The sequence below is a fragment of the Arthrobacter sp. V1I7 genome (assembly GCF_030817015.1).
In the GTDB taxonomy this organism is placed as follows: Bacteria; Actinomycetota; Actinomycetes; order Actinomycetales; family Micrococcaceae; genus Arthrobacter.
Window position 1 is genome coordinate 1,280,284 of the sequence record NZ_JAUSYS010000001.1, and the last position, 22,984, is coordinate 1,303,267.

General features: G+C 64.1%; 20 protein-coding genes and 1 pseudogene. 15 read left to right on the forward strand and 6 right to left on the reverse strand.

Annotation, left to right across the window (positions count from 1 at the left end):
- Positions 1 to 31 precede the first annotated feature (31 nt).
- The 3 genes from QFZ69_RS06030 to QFZ69_RS06040 all read left to right on the forward strand — a co-directional run bounded on the left by QFZ69_RS06030 (position 32) and on the right by QFZ69_RS06040 (position 2,937).
- On the forward strand, positions 32 to 1,078 hold the full coding sequence (locus QFZ69_RS06030; RefSeq protein WP_306916361.1) for an ABC transporter permease: 1,047 nt from the start codon (positions 32 to 34) through the stop codon (positions 1,076 to 1,078).
- Positions 1,075 to 1,869, forward strand: a complete 795-nt coding sequence (locus QFZ69_RS06035; RefSeq protein WP_306999967.1) for an ATP-binding cassette domain-containing protein — start codon at positions 1,075 to 1,077, stop codon at positions 1,867 to 1,869. Before QFZ69_RS06030 ends, QFZ69_RS06035 begins: the two co-directional genes overlap by 4 nt.
- A gap of 108 nt (positions 1,870 to 1,977) precedes the next feature.
- Complete coding sequence (locus QFZ69_RS06040) at positions 1,978 to 2,937, forward strand: carbohydrate kinase (RefSeq protein WP_306916363.1); 960 nt, start codon at positions 1,978 to 1,980, stop codon at positions 2,935 to 2,937.
- A 194-nt stretch (positions 2,938 to 3,131) separates the two neighbouring features.
- On the opposite strand, the pseudogene QFZ69_RS06045 reads toward QFZ69_RS06040, so the two are convergent.
- Positions 3,132 to 3,684, reverse strand: a pseudogene (locus tag QFZ69_RS06045) (recombinase family protein).
- Between the two features lie 128 nt (positions 3,685 to 3,812).
- Positions 3,813 to 4,892 carry a LacI family DNA-binding transcriptional regulator gene (locus QFZ69_RS06050; protein WP_306916365.1) on the reverse strand — a complete coding sequence of 360 codons (1,080 nt, stop codon included), beginning with the start codon at positions 4,890 to 4,892 and terminating at the stop codon, positions 3,813 to 3,815.
- Positions 4,893 to 5,085: 193 nt separating this feature from the next.
- On the opposite strand from QFZ69_RS06050, the gene QFZ69_RS06055 reads away from it, so the two are divergent.
- The 5 genes from QFZ69_RS06055 (at position 5,086) to QFZ69_RS06075 (ending at position 9,888) form a co-directional block, all read left to right on the forward strand.
- Positions 5,086 to 5,913, forward strand: a complete 828-nt coding sequence (locus QFZ69_RS06055) for an ABC transporter substrate-binding protein (protein WP_306919613.1) — start codon at positions 5,086 to 5,088, stop codon at positions 5,911 to 5,913.
- Positions 5,914 to 6,002: 89 nt separating this feature from the next.
- Positions 6,003 to 6,791, forward strand: coding sequence for an amino acid ABC transporter permease (locus QFZ69_RS06060; protein ID WP_306916367.1), 789 nt, complete (start codon positions 6,003 to 6,005; stop codon positions 6,789 to 6,791).
- On the forward strand, positions 6,788 to 7,585 hold the full coding sequence (locus QFZ69_RS06065) for an amino acid ABC transporter ATP-binding protein (RefSeq protein ID WP_306916369.1): 798 nt from the start codon (positions 6,788 to 6,790) through the stop codon (positions 7,583 to 7,585). Before QFZ69_RS06060 ends, QFZ69_RS06065 begins: the two co-directional genes overlap by 4 nt.
- Positions 7,585 to 8,625, forward strand: coding sequence for a Gfo/Idh/MocA family oxidoreductase (locus QFZ69_RS06070; protein WP_306916370.1), 1,041 nt, complete (start codon positions 7,585 to 7,587; stop codon positions 8,623 to 8,625). Before QFZ69_RS06065 ends, QFZ69_RS06070 begins: the two co-directional genes overlap by 1 nt.
- Positions 8,626 to 8,706: 81 nt before the next feature.
- Positions 8,707 to 9,888, forward strand: coding sequence for an FAD-binding oxidoreductase (locus tag QFZ69_RS06075; RefSeq protein ID WP_306916372.1), 1,182 nt, complete (start codon positions 8,707 to 8,709; stop codon positions 9,886 to 9,888).
- Positions 9,889 to 10,125: 237 nt separating this feature from the next.
- On the opposite strand, the gene QFZ69_RS06080 is transcribed toward QFZ69_RS06075, so the two are convergent.
- Positions 10,126 to 11,232 (reverse strand): LacI family DNA-binding transcriptional regulator, encoded by a 1,107-nt coding sequence (locus QFZ69_RS06080; RefSeq protein ID WP_306916374.1) that lies wholly within the window; start codon positions 11,230 to 11,232, stop codon positions 10,126 to 10,128.
- Between the two features lie 290 nt (positions 11,233 to 11,522).
- Positions 11,523 to 12,380 (reverse strand): PfkB family carbohydrate kinase, encoded by an 858-nt coding sequence (locus QFZ69_RS06085; protein ID WP_306916376.1) that lies wholly within the window; start codon positions 12,378 to 12,380, stop codon positions 11,523 to 11,525.
- A gap of 270 nt (positions 12,381 to 12,650) precedes the next feature.
- Between QFZ69_RS06085 and QFZ69_RS06090 the strand changes: the two genes are divergently transcribed.
- The 4 genes from QFZ69_RS06090 (at position 12,651) to QFZ69_RS06105 (ending at position 16,537) form a co-directional block, all read left to right on the forward strand.
- Entirely contained in the window at positions 12,651 to 13,523 is an 873-nt protein-coding gene (locus tag QFZ69_RS06090; RefSeq protein WP_306916377.1) for an ABC transporter substrate-binding protein, read from the forward strand.
- An 87-nt stretch (positions 13,524 to 13,610) separates the two neighbouring features.
- The gene (locus tag QFZ69_RS06095; RefSeq protein ID WP_306916367.1) at positions 13,611 to 14,399 is read left to right on the forward strand and encodes an amino acid ABC transporter permease; all 789 of its coding nucleotides are present in this window, start codon (positions 13,611 to 13,613) and stop codon (positions 14,397 to 14,399) included.
- Positions 14,396 to 15,175, forward strand: coding sequence for an amino acid ABC transporter ATP-binding protein (locus QFZ69_RS06100; RefSeq protein ID WP_306916378.1), 780 nt, complete (start codon positions 14,396 to 14,398; stop codon positions 15,173 to 15,175). The genes QFZ69_RS06095 and QFZ69_RS06100 overlap by 4 nt, the downstream gene beginning before the upstream one ends.
- 345 nt (positions 15,176 to 15,520) lie before the next feature.
- A complete protein-coding gene (locus QFZ69_RS06105; protein WP_306916380.1) occupies positions 15,521 to 16,537 on the forward strand; it encodes an SIS domain-containing protein in 1,017 nt (338 codons plus the stop codon).
- Positions 16,538 to 17,603: 1,066 nt separating this feature from the next.
- On the opposite strand, the gene nucS is transcribed toward QFZ69_RS06105, so the two are convergent.
- Positions 17,604 to 18,299: an endonuclease NucS gene (nucS, locus tag QFZ69_RS06110; RefSeq protein ID WP_306916382.1), complete on the reverse strand. Its 696-nt coding sequence runs from the start codon at positions 18,297 to 18,299 to the stop codon at positions 17,604 to 17,606.
- A 60-nt stretch (positions 18,300 to 18,359) separates the two neighbouring features.
- On the opposite strand from nucS, the gene QFZ69_RS06115 reads away from it, so the two are divergent.
- Both QFZ69_RS06115 and QFZ69_RS06120 read left to right on the forward strand, forming a co-directional pair.
- A complete protein-coding gene (locus tag QFZ69_RS06115) occupies positions 18,360 to 18,743 on the forward strand; it encodes an ATP/GTP-binding protein (RefSeq protein WP_306916384.1) in 384 nt (127 codons plus the stop codon).
- A 10-nt stretch (positions 18,744 to 18,753) separates the two neighbouring features.
- Positions 18,754 to 19,584, forward strand: coding sequence for an alpha/beta hydrolase (locus tag QFZ69_RS06120; protein ID WP_306916385.1), 831 nt, complete (start codon positions 18,754 to 18,756; stop codon positions 19,582 to 19,584).
- A gap of 40 nt (positions 19,585 to 19,624) precedes the next feature.
- Here QFZ69_RS06120 and QFZ69_RS06125 read toward each other — a convergent pair whose 3' ends face one another.
- On the reverse strand, positions 19,625 to 20,803 hold the full coding sequence (locus QFZ69_RS06125) for an AI-2E family transporter (RefSeq protein WP_306919614.1): 1,179 nt from the start codon (positions 20,801 to 20,803) through the stop codon (positions 19,625 to 19,627).
- Between the two features lie 320 nt (positions 20,804 to 21,123).
- On the opposite strand from QFZ69_RS06125, the gene QFZ69_RS06130 reads away from it, so the two are divergent.
- On the forward strand, positions 21,124 to 22,965 hold the full coding sequence (locus QFZ69_RS06130) for a hypothetical protein (protein ID WP_306916387.1): 1,842 nt from the start codon (positions 21,124 to 21,126) through the stop codon (positions 22,963 to 22,965).
- Positions 22,966 to 22,984 lie beyond the last annotated feature (19 nt).

Genomic DNA, 22,984 nt, shown 5'->3' on the forward strand with positions numbered 1-22,984 from the left:
TAGCTACCATCACCAAAGATCAGGACCTATCGTGACCCAGCAACAGACCGCCGGACCGCCCAGCGCCGGGCATGCCGACCTGGCCGAGGAATTCCTTGACCGCCAGACACCGCTCAGTCGGATACGCAATATCCTCCACCGTTACCCCGCCGTCAGCCCCGCCCTCGTCCTCCTCATCGCGGTGGTCGTGTTCGGCCTCCTCAATGACCGGTTCCTGCGGGTTGAAAACCTCTCCCTGATTACCCAGCAGGTCTCCGTCGTCGGCACCCTGGCCATCGCCCAGACCCTCATCATCCTCACCGCAGGCATCGACCTTTCCGTCGGGGCCGTCATGATCCTGTCCTCGATGGTCGTGGCCCAACTCGCCGTCAACAACGGACTGCCGGCACCTGTTGCACTCCTCGCAGGCCTGATCGTCGGACTCGCAGCCGGAGCACTCAACGGATTCCTGGTCACCCGGTTCCGGCTCCCACCGTTCATCGTCACCTTGGGCACGCTGAATATCTTCATCGCCCTGACGCTGCTCTACTCCAACGGTGCGACAGTGCGCGGCTCGGCCATGCCGGACCTGCTCACCTGGACCGGAACCACCTTCCCGGTGGGCCCGGTAAGGATCTCCACCGGCGTCGTTGTGATGCTGCTGCTCTACGTCGCCATCGCGTTCATCCTGGGCAAAACCGCCTGGGGCCGGCACGTCTACGCCGTGGGCGATGACAAGGAAGCCGCCCGCCTGGCCGGTATCGCCGTGAACAAAGTCCTCATGAGCGTCTACCTCGCCGCCGGCGCTGTCCTGGCGATCGGCGCCTGGATCCAGATCGGCCGCACCAACGCCGCCAGCCCCAACGCAGGGATGGACCTGAACTTGGACTCCATCACCGCCGTGGTCATCGGCGGAACCAGCCTCTTCGGCGGCCGTGGTTCCGTCTGGGGAACCCTCCTGGGCGCCCTGATCGTCGGCGTCTTCCGCAACGGACTCTCCCTCGCAGGCCTCGATGTGCTCTACCAGACCCTCGCCGTGGGCGTCCTCATCATCCTCGCTGTGTCCATCGACCAGTGGATCCGAAAGGTCAAGTCATGACCATGACAGAATCTGCAGCCCCCAACGTGGCCACCCGCGAGCCCATCCTGAAGGCCAGAAACCTCGTCAAGACCTTCGGCCGCGTCGTCGGCCTGGACGGAGTCAGCCTCGACCTGTACCCGGGCGAAGTCCTGGCGATCATCGGCGACAACGGCGCCGGAAAATCAACCCTGATCAAATGCCTGACCGGAGCAGAAGTACCGGACTCCGGCGAACTCACTGTCTCAGGACAGCCGGTGCACTTCAAACGCCCCCAGGACGCCAGGGTCCACGGCATCGAAACTGTGTACCAGAACCTGGCGGTCTCGCCGGCCCTGGATGTCGCCTCCAACCTGTTCCTGGGCCGAGAGGAAAGGCGTGCGGGAATTCTCGGGAGCGTGTTCCGGATGCTCGACACCAAAGGCATGCGCCTGAAGGCCAAGCAGGAGCTGACCCGGCTGGGCATCTCCACCCTCCAGGACGTGACAGTGCCCGTGGAGAACCTCTCCGGCGGCCAGCGCCAAGCCGTCGCCGTGGCCCGCGCCGCAGCGTTCGGTTCAAAAGTAGTCGTGCTTGATGAACCGACAGCGGCACTCGGCGTCCGGGAATCCAACCAGGTCCTGCAGCTGGTCCGGGACCTCCGGGACCGCGGCCTGCCAGTCATCCTGATCAGCCACAACATGCCCCACGTCTTTGACGTGGCGGACCGGATCCACATCCAGCGCCTCGGCAAGTGCGCGGCCACGATCACACCGCAATCACACAACATGACCGATGCGGTTGCGATCATGACCGGTGCGGCCACCGCCTGAACGACTGCTGTCCTCACGTCAGTCCGCAGACCCGCTACCGGTCCGCGGACTGACGTGGCTTGAACAGCCCCCCGCCCCGCCACAACAGCTCCCCACGAGAGACAGACCATGGATTACCTCACAACAGCCCGGCATGACGCCCACCAGACCCTGGACGTCATGGTCGTAGGCGAAGCGCTGATCGACGTGGTCATAACCCCACACGACCGAGTGGAACACCCGGGCGGCTCGCCGGCCAACGTCGCGTACGGACTTGGCCGCCTCGGCGTAACCACAGGTCTGCTCACGGCCATCGCCCCGGACGCCCGCGGGAATGCCATCGAAAACCATCTCCACAGCGCAGGAGTCATACTTCTGCCCGGCTCAAAATCCCTCACCCGGACGGCATCGGCAACAGCAACCCTTGCACCGGACGGTTCCGCAAGGTACGACTTCGACACCTCCTGGGACCTTGCCCCAACAGCCCCGGCCTACTTCCCGAAAATACTGCACACCGGATCCATCGCCACGTTCCTCAGCCCCGGTGCCAGTGCCGTGAAAGCTCTGCTCGAACAGGCCCACAGACAATGCATGATCACGTATGACCCCAACATCAGGCCAGCCCTGCTCGGCAGCCAAGCCGAAGCGAAAGCCATCTTTGAAGAGCTCGTGGCCTTAACCGACGTCGTCAAACTCAGCGACGAGGACGCCCGGTGGTTGTACCCCCGGAAAAGCCTGGACGAAACCGCAGCACACATCCTCGGGCTGGGCACCCAGCTGACCGTCATAACCAAAGGCGCCGAAGGCTCACAATTCACATCCGCCGACGCCAACATCAACATCCCCGCCGTGAAAACCACCGTTGCAGACACCATCGGCGCCGGAGACTCCTACATGTCCGCCCTCATTCTGGGCTTCCTCACCCGAGGAACCGAAGGCTTCGCCCCCGCTGTCTTGGAGCAGCTTGGACACACCGCAGCCGCAGCCGCGGCCATCACCGTACAGCGCCCGGGAGCAAACCCACCGACCCTTGAGGAACTAAACGCCGCAATCGAAGCAAATACCCCCGCCCAATACGCGGGTACCTGAAGGACATCACCAACCAGGGCCCATCAGGAGAGCTGCCCAGTCGCATGAACGGGCTGATCCTGCCACTACTTTTTCGGCGTCAGATGCCTGATTTTCTCGTCTGTTGCGTCCGAATCAAACGCCGATAATGGACCTTCCCTCAAGCTAAGGGAGCTCGGCATGGGCATGCCGGCTGTGTCGGAAGGGGAGGGGACTCACCCCGACTTGCCGTGGCGCAGGTACTGGTAGACCGTCTCCCTGCTGATCCCGAAATTACGGGCAAGGACTGCCTTCGAGACACCGCTGTCGGCGCGCTGGACCAGCTCCGCCGCCCGTTCCGACGTGAGGGTCCTTTTCCGCCCTTTGTAGGCGCCGCGCGGCTTGGCCAGGGCGATGCCTGCCCTCTGCGTTCCCTGATGCGTTCCCTGATGAGGGAGTGTTCGAATTCAGCGAACGCCCCCATAACGGAGAGCATGAATTGGCCATGGAGGAGTCCTCCCCGGACAAGACAAGGCTCTCTGTGACGAACTCCACCCGCACGCCTTTGCGGGTGAGGCCCTCTACGAGAGCACGTAAGTCATCGAGGTTGCGGACGCGCCGGTCCATGCTGTGCACGACCACGGTGTCCCCCTCGCGGGCGAACCGCAGCAGTTCTGTGAGCTGTGGCCTTGAGGTGTCCCTGCCGGAAGCCTTGTCCGTGACGACACGGTCCAGAACCTGGCCTTCGAGCTGGCGCTTCTCGTTCTGGTCGAGAGTGCTCACCGGCATGTACCCGATCCTGGCCCCTGAATTGGAGCGACTTTTGCCCGTTCTCGGTGTGGAGCGTGATGTTCTGCTCCTGGGTGAGGTAGTTGGACACCAGATTGAACCGGTTTGCCGCCAGCTTCGGCGTCGGCCTACAAATCAGATAGCACCTTGGCAGGCCCTACTGAGCCTCGTTCTATTAGTCGCGCTTCAAGGGCGGGCGAGGCGTCGCATGCTTTCCGTCCTTCAATCTGCCGGATCAAAGCAGTGGCAGCGGCGACGCCCATGTCGTAGACGGGTTGGGCAATGACTGTCAGGGGCGGCGTGGTGAGGCGTGTCCATGCGAAGTCGTCGTACATGAGGAACGAGACGTCCCTGGGGATAGCGAGTTCAAGTTCCTGTATGGCCCCTAGAACGCTGAGGGCGATGAGTCCATCTGATGCCACGAGGACCGTCGCCGGGTCCGGTAGGACGAGGAGTTTACGCGTGATGTTTCGGATGGAGTCTGCATCGCCGGCATTGAGCCGCACCAAATCGTGGGGGAACGCCAGTCCTTTTTCCGAGAATGCCCGCCGCATGCCGTCCAGGCGTTCAGAAATCTGTGAAGAATCCACCTGAGTCGCCGCGTTAAACGGCGAGCCAGACTTCAACGTGGAGATGAAGGCGATTCTGCGGTGGCCGGAGTCCATTAGGTACCTCGTGGCCTCGTATGAGATACCAGCCATGTTGACAGCGACGGTTTCTGCTGAGAGTCCGGTGGCGGCTCGGTCAAGCAGGACCAAAGGCCGCCCCGATTCGTAAACACGCTGTAAATGTTTTGTTTCGGTCGATGACGCAGGAGCCACTATAAGGCCGTCTACCCGCTTGTCCAGCAGAACCTGGACGGCATCGACTTCGGCGGCTTGTTCCTCGTCCGTGTTCACAAGGATAACGTTGTAGGCGCTCTTCTTTGCGGTGTCGGTGATGCCCCTGGTGGCAAGGCCAAAGTGCGGGTTTTCGATGTCACCAACCACCACACCTATCGTGTGCGATTTCCCCGTGTTCATGCTGCGAGCGAGCTCATTCGGGCGGTAGGAAAGTTCCTCGGCTGCGGCCAGGACGCGCTCCCGGACATCGCCGCTCACGGCCCCGTAATTACCCAGCGCCCGCGCAGCTTGTGCCTTGGAGACATTGGCCGCTTTGGCCACGTCCGCGACGGTGACGTCGCGACGCCTGGAACTGTTGCTGCTCATTTCTGCCTTTCGAAAGGGCCTTGACGGCCGATGTGGCTTCAGTTACATTTTTACCAACCCTCATGTGAGTCCGGTCTCAACCCTAGCCGTTGAGACCGGACTCAACAAGCAATATCACCGAAGGCCGAAGGGCCACTCTGCTTCCCACGATTGGAAAACCTTGAACACACGATTCAACTTCCGCCCGGCCGCTATGGTCGCGGCCGCCGTCGCGGCTCTCCTGGCACTGTCGGGCTGCGGGGGGTCAACTCCCGCCCAGTCCTCAGCTGATAACCCGTATGGGCTGATTGAGCCGGGCACTGTCCGGGTTGCCAGCCTGGGCGATTCGAAGCCGTACACTTTCACCGACGCGCAGGGCAACTTCACCGGTTTCGACGTTGAGCTTTTCAAGGACGTAGCCAAGCGGGCGGGAGTGGACAATGTGGTCTTCACCGGCCAGGACTTCTCCGCGATCCTCCCGGCTGTGGCCAACGGCCAGTTCGACGTCGGCGTGGCCGCCATCGGAATCACCGAAAAGCGCAAGGAAACCGTGGACTTCTCCGAGGGATACCTCGCCGGCTACCTGACGGTCCTGACCACCCAGAACTCCGGCATCAAGGACGCGAATGGTCTATCCGGCAAGCGGCTTGGCGTGGTGCAGGGAACGCTGCAGGAAGCCTACGCAGTGAAAAACTTCACCACCACGAACCTGGTCCGGTTCCCGGACAACAACTCAGCAATCGCAGCCGTGAACAGCGGCTCGGCTGACGCCCACTTCCTGGACTACGAAGCGGCCAAGGATTACCAGGAGCAGCACGGCCTGGTCAGTGTTGCGGACATCCCTTCCTTCGACGCTCCGGCTGGTTTCGCTGTTGCCAAGGACAAGACCGCTTTCAAAGAGGCCCTCAACAAGGCCCTGGCAGAGGCAATGGAAGACGGCACCTGGAAGACACTCTACGAAAAGTGGTTCCCGGGCTCCCCGATGCCCGAGCAGTACCTCCCCAAGGCTGAACAAACCTCCAGCCCCGCACCCACAAAGTAAACCTCCCAAGGTTGCGGGGGCGGCCCGCCACCGATCACCACCGGCAGTGCCGCCCCCGTTCCACCAGCTAACAACGTCTGAGAGCAACCATGGACTGGTTCGACACCATCATCCGCACCTTCTTCGACTTCGGCGCAATGGCCGAAGTCCTGCCCCAGCTTCTGGCTGTAGGCCTCCTCAACACCCTCGTCATCTCCGTCGCGGCAACGATCATCGGAGTCGTCCTCGGCATGATCGTGGCCGTGATGGGCATCTCGCCCTCGAAATGGCTGCGCGTTCCGGCCCGGATCTACACCGACCTGTTCCGCGGCCTTCCCGCGATCCTGACCATCCTGCTCATCGGTCAGGGCTTCGCCCGGCTGAGCCAGTCGATCTTCGGGCCTTCGCCCTACCCGCTGGGGATCATCGCCCTGAGCCTGATCGCCAGCGCCTACATCGGCGAGATCTTCCGCGCCGGCATCCAAAGCGTAGACAAGGGCCAGGGCGAGGCCTGCCGCGCATTGGGCATGAGCTATGGCAAGTCCATGGCACTCGTGGTCATTCCCCAGGGCATCCGCCGGGTCCTCCCGGCACTGGTGAACCAGTTCATTGCCATCGTCAAGGACTCCTCGCTCGTCTACTTCCTCGGACTGCTGGTCAGCGAACGCGAACTCTTCCGGGTAGGCCAGGACGCCGCCGTACTCTCCGGAAACCTCTCCCCTCTGGTCATGGCCGGCATCTTCTACCTCATCATCACCGTCCCCCTGACCCACCTGGTCAACTACTTCGACAGCCGCTTCCGGGCAGGAAAACGCCGGCCCACGGCACCATCCAGTGGCCTGAACGAAGTCAAAGAACTCGACGCGGCCTCGCCGCTGATCACCGGGAGCAACACATGAGCCTCGCCAGCAACACCTCACGCAACACAGCCCCACACAAACCGGCCACCCCAGATATCGAAACCTTCCACGGCTCCAGCCTGGAACTAAAAGACCTGACCATGGCCTACGGGGACATCGAGGTCCTCCGCAACGTCAACCTCACGGTAAAACCGGGAACCACCACCTGCATCATCGGGCCTTCAGGTTCGGGCAAATCCACGCTCCTCCGGGGCGTCAACCGCCTGCATGAACCCAAAAGCGGGGACGTGCTCCTGGCGGGCGAAAGCGCGCTGAAGGTCAACCCCGACATCCTGCGTGCCCGGATCGGCATGGTGTTCCAGCACTTCAACCTCTTCCCGGACCACACCGCCCTGGAGAACGTCGCCCTGGCCCTCTGGAGCGTCAAGAAAATGCCCAAAGCCGAAGCACGCGAACGCGCCCACCGCCGCCTGGCCGAAGTGGGTTTGGCCGAACGTGCAGACCACCGCCCGCGGGACCTCTCCGGCGGCCAGCAGCAGCGCGTCGCCATCGCCCGCGCCCTGGCCATGGAACCGGAAGTCATGCTCTTCGACGAAGCCACCAGCGCATTGGACCCGGAACTGGTCAAAGGCGTGCTGAACCTCATGGCAGGACTCGGACGACGCGGCATGACCATGCTCGTGGTCACCCACGAAATGGGCTTCGCCCGGAAGGTCGCGGACCAGGTCGTCTTCATGGACGAAGGCGAAGTCGTCGAATCCGGCACCCCCGCCGAACTCTTCGACAACCCCCAAAGCGAACGCCTCCAGCGCTTCCTCTCAGAAGTACTCTGATGCGTCAACTTACAGCCTCACCCATACGGACCGCAGTCGTGGGATTCGGCGTCTCCGGCAAAGTCTTCCACGCGCCGCTCATCGCAGCGGATCCCGGCTACTCGCTGGACTTCATTGTCACAGCTGATCCAGCCCGCGCTGCGGAGGCGGCCAGGCTTTATCCTCAGGCCCGGGTTGTTCCAACGCCGGAGGCCCTGTTCGCCCTCTCCGGCGGTCTTGACTTGGTAATCCTCGGAACCCCGCCGCTTACCCACTTCGACGTTGCCTCGACAGCGATGGCCCAGGGCCTCCATGTGGTCGTGGACAAGCCGTTCGTCACCACATCGGCTCAAGGCGAAGGCCTCATCTCTCAGGCAACTGAAGCCGGCGTCCAGCTCACAGTCTTCCAAAACCGCCGGTGGGACGCGGACTTCCTGACGCTCAAGAAGGTGCTGAGGGAAGGCGCGCTGGGCGAGGTCCGCAGCTTCGAGTCTCGCTTTGAATGGTGGCGGCCGGAAGGCTTCGGGAATTGGCGCGACACCGCTTCCCTGGCGGAAGGCGGCGGAATCCTCCACGATCTCGGCGCCCACCTGATCGACCAGGCCGTTCAACTGTTCGGGGCGGTCGAAGAAAGCTACGGGGAGACGGCAAACCACGGCCCGCAGGACGGAGCTGACACGGAGGCCTTCGTGTCACTCCTCCATGAATCAGGTATCCGGTCCAGGCTGTGGATGAACGGCATGGCAGCGCAGGTCGGCCCACGTTTCCATGTCCTGGGCTCCCAGTCCGGCTACACCAAATGGGGCCTGGATCACCAGGAACCTGCCCTCGCGGCGGGTATGTCCCCATTGGACCCCTCGTATGGCGTGGAGCCCCAGGACGCTTGGGGGGTCCTGGGAATCGACGGTTCCACGACGAGCGTTCCCGCCGAAACCGGGGCCTACCCACAGTTCTACGCGCAACTGGCTACCGCCCTGCGCGGCGAGGGCCCTCTGCCAGTCAACGCTGCCGAGTCCCTTGAAGTCCTTCGAACCATCGAAAAAATTCACGCCTTCGCCTAGCTCGAGCCGAACCGGGCAGCGCAGGTGCAGTGCCATCCCTGCGCGCATCATCGTTCCAAAAACACTTAGAAAGGGAGAACCATGTCCTCCACAGCTCCAGCCAAACACATCGTCGTCGTCGGCGGCGGCATCCTCGGTGCATCCACCTGCATGCACCTCGCACGGGGCGGCGCCCGGGTGACACTTGTAACAGCCGGGCCGCTAGCGAACGGGGCCTCGGGCCGCTCGATCGCATGGCTGAACTCATCGGGTGCCCGCTCCGCCGAATACCACTACCTTCGGATGCTTGCCATCGACCGCTACCGTACCTGGAGCGCGCACCACCCGGAGAGCCGCGGCTACATCCGGTTCGATGGCGCATTGAAGTGGGCAGGCCCCAATGAAACCTTCCGCGAGACCTTCGCCTTCGAGCGTTCAACCGGGTATGACTCCCTCTGGGTCGACCGCGCCGACGTGCCCGGGATCGCGCCGGACGTGAACGCGGATGCGGTGGCCGAAGAAGGCGCAATCTACAACCCAGGCGAAGGCTGGGTGAACATGCCGGATTTCATCCCGGCGCTAGTGACTGAAGCGGTGTCCCACGGCGCGGCCGTCATCGAGAACGCCGGCGATGTGCGGGTTGACGTGCGGCACGGCGCCGCGGCTGGCGTGATACTCGGCGACGGGACCCGTTTGGCTGCCGACCAAGTAGTGCTGGCGACCGGCGGTGAGGTTCCAGCTCAGCTCGCCGCCTTGGGCGTAACGGTTCCGGATGCCACACCCGCAGCCTTCGTGCTGTTCACCGATCCGATCGACATCAAAGTAAAAACCGTGCTAAACACCCCGCGCGTCGCGGTGCGGCCCACCCCCGACGGCCGGCTCGTACTCGATGCCGATTGGGCAGAGCAGTCGGTGATTGTTGAGGAGGACGGTTCGTTCACGGTTCCCGAAGAGTCGGTACAGGGCTTGCTCGACGAGGCATCGAAGGTGCTCAATGGGAACCCCCGGCTGACCGCGCAGCAAGTAGGAGCAGGACTAAAACCCATTCCCGGCGACGGCGAACCGGTGGTGGGCCCGGTGCCTTCAATCTCGGGACTGCACACAATGTTCACCCACTCGGGCGCAACGCTCGGGCTTATCCTCGGTGAACTCCTCGCCGAGGAAATCCTCACCGGAACCCCCTCCCCGGTGCTGAAGTCCTTCCGCCTCGACCGCTTCAACACCGGCGTCCCCACGCCGGAAGCCGTGAGCACGGGCGCCTGGGCCCCCGTGCACCAGAACTAGCAGACCGGGAAGTGGTGGACACGGCCGCATCCACCACTTTCCCAGGCGGTGCGGTCCTACATCCGCCGATGCACTTGCAGGCAGTTTTCGTGTCGTCCGTGTTCTGCCAGCAAGTAGAGCCCCGAATTCCCGCGACTGGGCTGACATGTCCGCACTCCGGCAGCAGGGCACCTTCCCTTGTGGCCTTGGCTACCAAAGTTGCCTTGCCCTACTCCGCGCGTCGCGGCGGTACTTACGCTAGTTTGTCTCTACTTGGTGCGGAGGAGGGCCGACCGAGTCTCGGATATTGAGCCGTGCTTCCAGGACATTGTGCTTTGGGACGGATGTCTCGCCGGCGATTCTGGCAAGGAGAAGCTCCGCTGCCATTGAGCCGATGCGGTGCACCGGCTGGTGAACGGATGTTATGGCCGGTTGCATGAATGTCATCCAGTCGAGGTCGTCGAAGCAGACGACGGAAAGTTGGTCGGGGACCTTGATTTTGAGGTCGGCGATGGCCTGCATGAGTCCGTGGGACATGGTTCCGTCGGCGGTGAAGACGGCGGTAGGTCGGTGGCCGGGCTCGAGGAGCTGAATGGCCTCGTGGCGTGCGGCTTCTGAGGAGTAGGCTCCAGCGCGGCGGATCAGTTGAGTCTGTACGGGGATGTTCGCTTCCCGGTGGGCGTCGAGGTATCCGAGTAGTCGCTGCCAGCTTGGATAGAGCGTTTCGGAGGTCACGGGGGAAAAGACCGTTTGGGCGACAAAGTCCTCAAGGCTGCCTTTTTCGGTTTGCTCGAGTTCGGCGATGATTCCTATCCGTTTGTGGCCTGCCTTCAGCAGGTGAGCGACTGCTTCACGGGCGGAACCGCGATTGTCTACGGTCACTGAGTCTGCTGCCAGGTCGTAGGCTGCCCGGTCTATTTGGACTGTTGGGCAACCGCCGGCTATGAGACTGCGGAGATGTTCGGATCCCTGAACATCGCAGGGGCTGATTATGAGGCCGTCGACGCGTTTTTCGAGGAGAAGCTGAACCGCTTCTTTCTCGCGTTCAAGGTTCTCGTCGCTGTTGGTGAGGATGACGCCGAACCCGCGTGATCTTGCCACGTCGCCGATTCCGCGCAGGACACGGGCGTAAAAGGCGTTGTCGATGTCAGCGGCGACGACGCCTATGGTTTGGCTGCGGCCGGTGACGAGGCTTCGGGCAAGCGTGTTCGGCTTGTAGCCCAGCTTTCGGGCTGCAGCTTGCACCCGGGCAGCGACGTCGTCGCTGGAATAGCCGTAACCGCCAAGGACCCGCCCGGCTGTTGCCGTGCTGACCCCGGCTTCGGCTGCGACCTGAGTGATGGTGATCCTGGGCGGTGGCGGCATGTGAGTCTTTCGTTATTGGGAATGTTCCGGGGCGCTGTTCGCAGCCCGGAGCCGGGGGGTCAGTAGCTTACCTGCCATATGAACGGCGCCCTTCCAAGGCGTGAACTCCCACTAGCTGATCCCTAGACCGGGACGGACGGTGGGGGAGTGTTGCCAGTGCTGGAAAGCACCGCCATCAGGGAGTTCGCCCCCACTCTAGACGGTGCCCAGTGGTAGACCTCGTCGGAGTTGGAGGTGTGCCGCGGAATTTTGGAGTGGAGTTCTTTCCGGTTCCAGTGGTTCGTGGTTTGTTATTGCGGAACATCCAATGGCACGGCGTCCTGATGTGTCGGCAGCGGCAAGGCGGCGAGGAGTTTGCCTTTTCCGAAGGCTCCGAGCCTGCTGCATGTCTGGGCGGAGGCTTCGGAGGCCCTGGTCATGGCTTCATGTGGGTCCTTTGCTTGCAGGAGCCCGGTTAGAAGGGTGGCCATAAACGTATCACCGGCCCCCAGGGTGTCAACCAGGGTGGTGTTTGCCGCTTGAACTTCATAGGAGTGTTCCCTGCTCACCAGGACAGCGCCGTCTCCTCCACGTGTCACCAGCGCCCAGGTCGCACCGAGGGCGATGGCGTGCCGGGCCAGGTCTAGTCCCTCGGGCCCGGTGAGGTCTCCGCCTGAGAAGGAGGCAAGATAACAGTGCTGCGCGACCGCGCTGAGCAGGTCCGCATTCCTGTTGGTTGAGAAGTCGAAGGACAGGCGCGAGACAGATGCGAGGTCCGGCACCAAATCCTCAAGGGCGCTGGATACGCTGAGGTGCACAGCATCAAAACCGGACGCCGGCGCGACGAAACCGCCATCGAAGTTAGCCTGCGAGACTCCTAGCCCGACTTCCCGGAATACCCTGTCCCCGTTATTCCGGCCGATCACGCAGTAAGCGGTACTGCCGGGTTTGACTTGCAGAAAGTCCGTCGACACGCCTTCAAGAGTCAAGGCGCTGCGGATAAGGGCTCCGGCAGCATCTGTTCCAACTGTGCCGGCGTAGGCCGCTCTTGCTCCCGCCCGCCGGGCGAAAACCGCGACGTTTAGGGCGTTTCCGCCCGCAAACACCTGCCCCTCATCCAGGTAGCAGTCAACGACGTTGTCCCTCGCTGTCAGGATCGAAACCATCATGCCTCCAAAAAGTAGATATGGCCTCCAGCGTATGAGAACGCTCGCAGAATGTCGAGCCCACGAAGCCTTCGTGCTGACAGGGTCCGACCTCGGAGTAGGGCTCCCAGAAGCCGTAATTACGGGGACAACGAAAAATTTGGGCGTGACCTTGCCCACGCTTGACGTGCCGGAGCGAGAGGCTGTAGCTTTGCATTATCTGATAACGCTCTCATACGCCGCGCCGTCCACTCCGGACCGGGACCGGCTATCTTTTTCACAGATTGGAAAGCAATGCGCACTTTTGGTTCAAAGAAGTTCCGCCTTGGCGCTGCGGTGGCCTCAGCGGCTTTGATCGCCAGCCTTGTCACTGCCTGTGGCGGGACTTCCCCGTCGTCTTCGGCGGAGGCTAACCCGTATGGGCTGATTGAGCCGAGCACGGCACGGGTCGCCAGCGTCGGGGATCTCAAGCCCTATGCGTTCGCCGACGAGAAGGGTAACTTCACGGGTTTCGACGTTGAGTTGTTCAAGGACGTTGCCAAGCGGGCGGGAGTGGACAATGTGGTCTTCACCGGCCAGGACTTCTCGGCGATTCTCCCGGCTGTGGCCAACGGCCAGTTCGACGTCGGCGTGGCGGCGATCGGGATCACGGACAAGCGAAAGGAAACCGTGGACTTCTCCGAGGGTTACCTCGCCGGCTACCTGACGGTCATCACCACCAAGACTTCCGGTATCACGGGCGTCGAGGATCTGGCGGGCAAGCGGCTTGGCGTGGTGCAGGGAACGCTGCAGGAAGCCTACGCACTCAAGAACTTCACCACCGCGAACCTGGTCCGGTTCCCGGATAACAACTCGGCGATCTCCGCGGTGAACAGCGGCTCGGCTGACGCCCACTTCCTGGACTACGAAACAGCCAAGGACTATCAGCAGCAGCACGGCCTGGTCAGTGCAGCGGATATCCCGTCCTTCGACGCTCCGGCCGGTTTCGCGATTGCGAAGGGCAAGACCGCTTTCAAAGAGGCCCTCAACAAGGGTCTGGCCGAGGCGATGGAGGACGGCACATGGAAGAAGCTCTACGAGAAGTGGTTCCCCGGATCGCCGATGCCTGAGCAGTACCTGCCCAAGGCCGAGCAGACAGCTACGCCGGCCCCGACCGCGAGCAAGTAAGCCGGACCCTCACCAGATTCGGGCCCGGGCGGGCCGCCATCCGCGGCCCGCCCGGAATTCACAAGCTAACTACGTCTGAGAGCAACCATGGACTGGTTCGACACCATTATCCGCACCTTTTTCGACTTCGGCGCAATGGCCGAAGTCCTGCCCCAGCTTCTGGCTGTAGGCCTCCTCAACACCCTCGTCATCTCCGTCGCGGCAACGATCATCGGAGTCGTCCTCGGCATGATCGTGGCCGTGATGGGCATCTCGCCCTCGAAATGGCTGCGCGTTCCGGCCCGGATCTACACCGACCTGTTCCGCGGCCTTCCCGCGATCCTGACCATCCTGCTCATCGGTCAGGGCTTCGCCCGGCTGAGCCAGTCGATCTTCGGGCCTTCGCCCTACCCGCTGGGGATCATCGCCCTGAGCCTGATCGCCAGCGCCTACATCGGCGAGATCTTCCGCGCCGGCATCCAAAGCGTAGACAAGGGCCAGGGCGAGGCCTGCCGCGCATTGGGCATGAGCTATGGCAAGTCCATGGCACTCGTGGTCATTCCCCAGGGCATCCGCCGGGTCCTCCCGGCACTGGTGAACCAGTTCATTGCCATCGTCAAGGACTCCTCGCTCGTCTACTTCCTCGGACTGCTGGTCAGCGAACGCGAACTCTTCCGGGTAGGCCAGGACGCCGCCGTACTCTCCGGAAACCTCTCCCCTCTGGTCATGGCCGGCATCTTCTACCTCATCATCACCGTCCCCCTGACCCACCTGGTCAACTACTTCGACAGCCGCTTCCGGGCAGGAAAACGCCGGCCCACGGCACCATCCAGTGGCCTGAACGAAGTCAAAGAACTCGACGCGGCCTCGCCGCTGATCACCGGGAGCAACACATGAACCTCGCAAGCACCAGCACCAGCGAAACGGTCCCGGACATCGAGACCTTCCACGGCTCCAGCCTGGAACTGAAGAACCTGACCATGGCGTACGGCGACGTCGAGGTCCTCCGCAACGTCAGCCTCACGGTAAAACCGGGAACCACCACCTGCATCATCGGGCCTTCAGGTTCGGGCAAATCCACGCTCCTCCGGGGCGTCAACCGCCTGCATGAACCCAAAAGCGGGGACGTGCTCCTGGCGGGCGAAAGCGCGCTGAAGGTCAACCCCGACATCCTGCGTGCCCGGATCGGCATGGTGTTCCAGCACTTCAACCTCTTCCCGGACCACACCGCCCTGGAGAACGTCGCCCTGGCCCTCTGGAGCGTCAAGAAAATGCCCAAAGCCGAAGCACGCGAACGCGCCCACCGCCGCCTGGCCGAAGTGGGTTTGGCCGAACGTGCAGACCACCGCCCGCGGGACCTCTCCGGCGGCCAGCAGCAGCGCGTCGCCATCGCCCGCGCCCTGGCCATGGAACCGGAAGTCATGCTCTTCGACGAAGCCACCAGCGCATTGGACCCGGAACTGGTCAAAGGCGTGCTGAACCTCATGGCAGGACTCGGACGACGCGGCATGACCATGCTCGTGGTCACCCACGAAATGGGCTTCGCCCGGAAGGTCGCGGACCAGGTCGTCTTCATGGACGAAGGCGAAGTCGTCGAATCCGGCACCCCCGCCGAACTCTTCGACAACCCCCAAAGCGAACGCCTCCAGCGCTTCCTCTCAGAAGTACTCTGAAAGCCCGCAAGGTGATGAAGCTGAAACATCAGGCCGAACCACGCATAGCAGGCTCGCGCCAGCGGCCTGCAAGGCGGAACCGCCCAGCACACCCGGCCGAGATCGTGATTGACACCTCGGCGCCGAAGAGACGCTGTGCGCACGGGTACTGGTCCGCCCCGCTCCGGCCAAAGAGCCGACCCTTTCTTCCCCCGCGCAGCTGCAGCGGCCACGCAGACCTGCACAAGATTTGGCGCCTTCGGCCACCGCAAAGCTATCGGCCCGGAATCGCCGCAACGACTCGCTGGGCGCCCACCGCCCAGCGGCCAGGGCCCCAGCCCGCTACCACGAAAGTAAGGAACAACAATGACCGACGGCACCTTCATCGGACGACAGCCTGTCAAAGAAATCCCTGACAATGTCCGGGGCTCGCAGGAGCATGCCCTGACCCTCTGGCCTGAAATCAGGTCTTATGTATCAGGCCTGTCGGAACTCAACAGGGTCTACCTTGTAGGCGCCGGAGGCTCGCTGTCCGGCCTGCACGCGGCACAGTACTTCCTGGACCGCCGTGCCACAACGCCTGTAACGTCCGTGAACTCCGACGAGTTCTACTACCGCGCATCACCCGGGGTCGGGGCCGGTGCGCTCGTAATCTCCTTCTCGGCTGCAGGCATGACTCCCGAAACGGCGAAGGCAGCCTCCTGGGCACAGGAACGGGGGGCCGCTGTAGTGGCAGTGACGCTGAACGCTGAAGGATCCCTGGCGAAGGCAGTCGATACGGCCTTTGTTGCCAGAACCGGGGATGGCAACCAGATCCTCCTGCAACTGCTCGCTCTTGCAGTTCTGGAACGTGAAGGCCAGAACGTGTCCGAGGAGCTTTCGGCTCTGGCTGCGCTGCCGGCCGCCACCGAAACCGCGGTTCGCGCGTTCGAGCCCTATGCGGCCAAGATTGCTGAGAACATGAAGGACGTCCCGGTAACGTACCTCATCGCTTCGGGAGCGCTGCAGGGTATGGGCAGCACCTTCACCAGCTGTTTCCTGCAGGAAATGCAGTGGATGCACGCGGCGACCATCAACGCTAATGAGTTCTTCCAGGGCCCGTTCGAGGTCTTTGACAAGGACACCAAAAGCATCCTGTATTTGGGCGAAGACGAGACTCGTCCCATGGCGGAACGCGCTGACCGTTTCCTTGAGGAGTACAGCGGCGAGACGTTCCGGGTCGACAGCCGTGAACTCGAGCTTCCCGGCATTCCTCAGAAAATGCGTGCCTTCGTCGCCCCGCTGGTCTTCTACCCCATTTCGTTCCGACTCGCAGCCCACTACGCAGCAGTGCGGGGATATTCACTGGACGGACGCCGCTACATGTGGCAGTTCGCGTACTAGCAAGACTGGGGTGAAGCTGGGAGGGGCTGCGGAGCCCCTCCCAGACACTTCTTCTCCATATCGCCCGATCAGTGCCTCATAAGCCGCGAGGCTATGCCTACGGATCGGTTTCACGGCCACCGCACACGTTGGCATAACCGCGGCGACTCCCAACCTTGCGCTCGTCGCGGCGAGTTGCTTCGTCGTAGGTCTCCGACTGATCGCTGCCCAATCCAGTGCGCAGTGGCATGAACGCGGAGTCGTCACCGGAGCCGACCTCTTGGCACGGTACATAGGGCAGTGTCTTACGCTGTCGCAGTCTTCGACACCTGGCTCGCCGAACGGCACGACTGCTGTCCAATCCACTGGGTCGGCTTCGGTGGCAGTGTTCTTAGCCGTACGCATTGGAGCCGTTCCTGACCGCCATCGCCGTGCTAATCATGCAGGTCACGGCCCTCGACACCATCCCGAAAACCAATACTCCGGCTCGTTCCTCTCAAGAGGGCACGAAGTTATCGGCGGCCGGGCGGCTTCTTACCACAATGACAGTCCCAGTATCTGTGGGGAACAAGTAGGGCCTTAAATGACTCGACCATTGCTCTCCCCCGACAAATTTCAAGCGCCGAAATGGACCTCCTGTAAAGCTGCGCCCCTTGGACGACGTGATGAGGACGGCCCCTACGGTCTCCACTCCATTACTGACCGGGCCGAAAAATAGTCCAACGAGTGCCGTCGAACCCTGCCGCGTGCCGGTCCTCCCGCGCCGCCGCGAGCGAGGCGGCGGCCGTGGCCCGTCGCCGTCCGTGTGCCCGCGCGAGGGGATGACGCCGTTCCGGCTGAGGAACGCGGCACCGGGAAGCTCCGGGGAGCAGGTCATCCTGGCCAAGGTTCCCTGGGCTGCCGCGTGCAGGTCGGTCGGGAACCCGGGGTCCGGTTCCCGCAGGATTGCCGGGTTCTGCGCGCCGCAGCGGTCCGCGAGCGGAACGGCCCTCCAGATGGATCCCGGGGAGCAGCCCCCGCGCTCAGGGCGGCGTGGCCCCATCCCGTGCAGCAGGTTCTCCCGGGACGCGGGTCCGGCCGTTGGCTCCTAGAAGAGCCGGGACTCGCTGTCGTCGACGCCGCGCATGGCGTCATAGTCGAGGGTGATGCAGTCGATGCCGCGGTCCTTGGCGAGGACCTTGGCCTGCGGCTTGATCTGCTGGGCGGCGAAGATTCCGCGCACCGGGGCCAGCAGCGGGTCGCGGTTCAGCAGTTCCAGGTACCGCGTGAGCTGTTCGACGCCGTCGATGTCGCCCCGGCGTTTGAGCTCGATGGCCACGGTGGCGCCCTCGGCGTCGCGGGCCAGGATGTCCACCGGCCCGATGGCGGTGAAGTATTCGCGGCGGACCAGGGAAAAGCCGGTGCCGAGGAGCTCGATCTGGTCGGCCAGCAGCCGTTGCAGGTCCGCCTCGACCCCGTCCTTGATCAGGCCCGGGTCCAGGCCCAGCTCGTGGGAGGTGTCGTGCAGCTGCTCATGGATGTTGATGATCAGCCGGTCATCGGTCTTGGCGGACTGGACGGTCCACTGCTCGACCACCCCGACCTCGACGTCGATCTCCTCCGGGGTGGAGACCCGCAGCGATGCCGGGGGGCTCATCCAGTTCAGCGGCTTGTAGGATCCCCCGTCCGAGTGGACCAGTACGGAGCCGTCCGCTTTGACCAGCAGGAGGCGGGTGGCCAGCGGAAGATGGGCTTTGAGCCGGCCGACGTAATCGACGGAGCAGCGGGCTATGACTAAACGCACCCGGTCAACACTACCTTCTGGAGGGAGCGGGAGGCATCCGGACTGGGGCAGAATGGAAGCATGCCCCGTTCCAACCGTCCCCGACGCGCCGTCTCCGGAAGAACAGGCGCCGGAAGAACAGGCGCCGGCAGAACAGGCGCCGGAAAGGCGGCCGGGCCGGGAGCCAAGGGCGGGCCGCAGCCCGAGCTGGACCTGGAACGCGCACGCTCCGGATTCGCCCGGCGGGAGAGCGCCCCGGACGGCGAATGGATGGTCCGCCCGATCACGGCCGGCCGGGCCGAGAAGAGCTATGTCTGCCCGGGGTGCTTCACCGCCGTGCCGCCGGGAGTGGCACACCTCGTCGTCTGGTCCCAGGACCATATCTTCGGCGAGGCCGCCGGGCTGGCCGAGCGCCGACACTGGCATTCGAACTGCTGGACCTCACGCAGCTACCGGTATCGCTAAGCTGGTCAGCATGACTCCTGAGCCCGCCGGTTTTGACCCGGCGTCGTACGTTTTCAGCCAGCCGTCCGCGACGACGGCGATCCGCGCGTCCACCGTGCTTCCGGCGCACCGCGAAAACGTGGAGCTCCGCACATCGGACGGGCACAAGCTGGTCGGCGAACTGGCCCTGCCGGAATCCGGCGGGATCAGGGCGACCCTGATCACCCTGCACCCGCTGCCTACACACGGCGGGTTCATGGATTCCCACGTCTACCGGAAGGCGTCCTACCGCCTGCCCGCCCTGGCCGGTATCGCCGTGCTCAGGTTCAACACCCGTGGCACCGCCTCGCCCCGGGGCACCAGTACGGGCGACTTCGAGGAGGGCATCGGCGAACGCCTCGACGTCGAGGCGGCGGTACGTTTTGCCGTGGACCGCGGCCTGCCGAACCGCTGGCTGGTGGGCTGGTCCTTCGGAACGGAGCTGGCCCTGATGTACGGTGCCACCGAACCGGTGGCCTCGGAGGTGGAGGGCGCCATCCTGCTCTCACCGCCGCTGCACCGGGCCACCGACGTGCACCTGTTGGAATGGGCGGACTCCGGCAAGCCGCTGAAGGTGCTGGTGCCGGAGCATGACGACTACCTGCAGCCGGCCGCCGCGGCGGAGCGGTTCGGCCTGGTGCCGCAGGCCCGTGTCGTGGGGGTCGACGGCGCCAAGCACCTGTGGGTGGGGGAGAAGTACGCCAGCCGGGTCCTGAACGAGATCGTGGACGAGGTCCTTCCCGGTGGAGCCGGCAGCACTGACGGAACAGCTGCCGGGCTGCCGCAGGAATGGGACGGCCCGGTGGCGACGGCCCACGCCTGAGGCCACGCCCGAGCCCAGGCCTGAGGCCGGGTCCGCTACGTCAGTGGTTGTCCTGGCGGACGATGAAGATTTCCTTTACCAGCAGCATGATCGCGGCGGCGGTAGGGATCGCGATCAGCGCACCGAGGACGCCGAGTACGCTGCCGCCGGCAATGACCGAGATGACGGCCACGGCGCCCGGGACCGCGACGGCCTTCTGCATCACGCGCGGCGAGATGAAATAGGCCTCGAACTGCAGGTAGGCGAAGTAGCAGATGGCGTAGACCACGGCCGTCTGCCAGCCGGCGGTCAACGCGATCAGCGTCACGATCACCCCGGCGATCATGCCCCCGACCAGCGGGATGAAAGCCAGCAGCGCCACGATGAACGCGAGCAGCACGGCAAACGGAACACCGATGATCGTCATCACGATGAATGCGAAGGTGGCGTTCAGCAGGGCGACGACGGCCTGGCCGATCACGTAGTTGCCGACCGAACCGGTGATCTCCTCAGAGAGTGCTTCGACCCGGGCGCGCCGCGAACGCGGCGCCAGCCGGTAGCCCCACTTCTTCATGGCGGGCAGGGCGGCCAGGAAATAGAGGCTCAAAACCAGCACGATCAGCGCCCCGAACAGTCCGTTCGCCACGGTGGAGCCGAAGCCGACGACGCCGCCAAAGATGCCGCCCATAGCCTCCGGGTCATTGACGAACTTTTCGAGTTCCTGGGTAATCCGGTCCCGCACGCCGAACTGGTTGTCGACGGTGCGGAAGAAGTCCGAATCGATGAAGTCCTGGATCCAGCGCGGTGCCTGCTGCACGATCTGGGTCACCTGCTGGACGATCGTGGGGATGAGGGTAGCGAAGAACCCGGCCACCGCCAGGGTCAGCGTGGAGACGGCGATCAGGATGCCGGCGGCCCGGGGGACCTTGTTTTGTTCCAGCCAGCGCACCACGGGGTCCAGCCCCAGCGCAATGAACAGCGCCGCCACGATCCACAGCAGGAGCTGGGTGGTGTTGGAGCCGATCCAGTACAGGAGCAGCGCGGCCCCGACGCCGACGGTCCCCATGAACCCGACGTACAGCGGGTGCTGGGATGACATGCGAGGCCCCGGGTTGCCGAAGCGGGCGCTGGTCTCGGTCTCCGGGGCGGGTTCCTCCAGAAGCTCCGGCGGCATTTCGAACCGGAGCCGGGGCTGGGCGCCGGGGAGGGGCTGGCGCAGGCGGCGCGCCACCGCGTTCAGGGCTCCGGCGACGGCGGCCCGGCGGTTCGAAAGCTGATCCTGGGGTGCGCGTACCCTGGTCCCGGATTCTTGGCTTTCTTCCTGTCCGGCGGGGGACGAATCCGTATGTTCACTCACTGCGCTGAAAGCCCTTTATCTCTGGTTATCCCCTGTGGGGCCGCGGTCGCGGGCCGGATGTGATAATCAACGCAAACACTATCAGCAGGCTTGTTAGCACACGGTTTTTCGGCGCCGCGGTCCCGGGGCGAAGGGCTTGACAAAATCACCCGACCTGACTGATGGGTAACAAAATGGTTACCATTGAAGCTAAGCGTCCGCTGATGATAGGTAATATTTTGCGTTTCAAGACTGCAGTTGCACTAGTGCTGCTCGGCCTCCTGACACTGCTGGCGGGAATCGGCCAGAAGACATTCTGGGCTCCGGCCGAGACCGTCACGGCTACCGCCCCCACTGACGCCGCCGCCGCGCCGCTGACCGTTTTCGACGAGAAGCTGCGCACGCTGGAGGGCGGCACGGTCAAGATCAACGTCAAGGGCGAGGGCAGCTTCCTGCTGGCCGCCGGCCGGCCGGACGACGTCGACGCGTGGGTCGGGGCGACGGCCCACAACACCGTTTCCGGAGTGTCCGACGACGGCAAGGCACTGCAGCTCACGCATACCGACGGTGAGGCCACCGCGCCCTCGCCCGCCGGTTCCGACCTGTGGGTCACCACCGAGAACGCCAGCGGCGAACTGAACTACTCGTGGACGCCGCCCGCGGACGGCGACTGGTCGCTTCTGCTCGCGACGGACGGCACCAAGCCGGCCCCCGCGTCGATCACCATGACGTTCCCGAATGACACTTCGACACCGTGGGCCATCCCGTTCATTGTGCTCGGCTGCCTGCTGATCATTGCCGGTGGCGCGCTGCTGGTCCTGAAGCCCAAGCCCGGCGCCGGCAACGGCAGGGGCGGTTTACTGGGCAGCATGTTCGGTCGCCGCCGGGGGGCCAAGGCGGCCGCACGCCCCGCAGCCGCCGGGGATACAACCGGCGCCGGCACAACGTCCGGCGTTCCGGCAGCCAAGCCGGCGAATCCGGCCGAAAACAGCCTTGCCGCGTGGCGCACTGCGGGACACCGACTGCGCCGGTCCGGCGCGGTCGTGGCAGTGCTGGCGGCTACCGCCCTCGCCGGTACCGGCGTGGCCGCCCACGCCAGCCAGACCCCGGCGCCGGCCCCCGGCACCCCGACGAGTGCCGCAGCCGCCGCGACCCCGCCGGCCGCGGCCGAGCCCGCCCCCGAGGCCCCGGTCCTTATCGATGCGCAGTTCCGCCGGATCCTGGAACAGGTTGCCGGTGCCGTCGATGCCGGCGACGCGGCGAAGGATGCCTCCAAGCTCGACCCGCGCGTGGCGCAGGCGGAGCTCGAAGTCCGCACGCAGAACTACAAGATCCGTTCCCAGGTCGGCGCCTATGAGGCCCGGATGCCCGTGCGGGCCACCAAGCTCCTGACCACTGTCGTCACCAAGAAGCGCAGCTGGCCGCGCTCGGTCCTGGCCGTGACGCAGGGTGAGGGCAATGTCGTCCCGCAGCTGCTCAGTTTGACCCAGGCGTCACCGCGCGAGAACTACAAGCTCGTTGCCACCACGCCGCTGCAGCCGGGCACCACGTTCCCGTCCATCCCTCGGGACGGCACCGAGACGCTCGCACCCGCCGACAAGACGGGGCTCCTCTACAGCGGTGAGGAAGCACTCGCCGGCCTGGGCGACCGGCTGACCAATGCCGAATCTCCGTTCAAGGACAGGCTCGTGGAGGGACAGTCCTCCCCGTACATCGCGGACACGCTCGCCTACCAGGCGGACGTGGTCAACTCCGGCGTCAACGGCACCTTCGCCTTCACCCACAAGGTGGTGCCGGAAAGCATCGTCGTGTTCCGCGCCGCCGACGGCGGGGCCCTGGTCCTGGGGCGGCTGAACTTCTCGTTCGACGGCACGCCCAAGGCGGCCGGAGACAAGCTGACCATCGGCGACGACGCGGCGGCCATAGCGGGCGGCAAGGAAACGAGCACCGGCATGGTGCTCAACTTCGCCGAGTCCATGGCCGTCTACGTTCCGCCGGCCGGGTCCACCGATCCGATGAAACTCGTCGCCGCCACCCGCGGCCTGGTCGGGGCAGGCTTCAAGTAACTCCAGCAACAGCTAAACA